The sequence below is a fragment of the Halovibrio sp. HP20-59 genome, assembly GCF_033052795.2.
GTDB lineage: Bacteria > Pseudomonadota > Gammaproteobacteria > Pseudomonadales > Halomonadaceae > Vreelandella.
The window spans coordinates 1-258 of sequence record NZ_JAWJUW020000112.1; the positions used below are offsets into that span (position 1 = coordinate 1).

Sequence of the window (258 nt, forward strand, 5' to 3'; positions counted from 1 at the left end):
TTGAAGCTATATTGAATACGGAAGGAAATAAAGCGAACTATCTTTATGCTAGTTGTCATACTTCAATAGACAAAGATTTAATGTTGAAATTTGCAAAACAGTATTTTAATGAGTATTTCTTCGTTGAAGATTTCGCTGGTGAACCTGTTGTATTGCGACCATTCCATTCAACAAGAATAATTGAAGGAAACGATGGAAGAAAGAGAACATACACAACATTGAAATATAAGAAATATACTCACGAAAAATTTATCAAAC

1 protein-coding gene is annotated in these 258 nt (G+C 30.6%); it reads left to right on the forward strand.

Annotated elements, in window-relative coordinates; genetic code table 11:
• On the forward strand, positions 1 to 258 hold a 258-nt coding region (locus tag RZA33_RS19585), incomplete at both ends, for a hypothetical protein (RefSeq protein ID WP_317509895.1).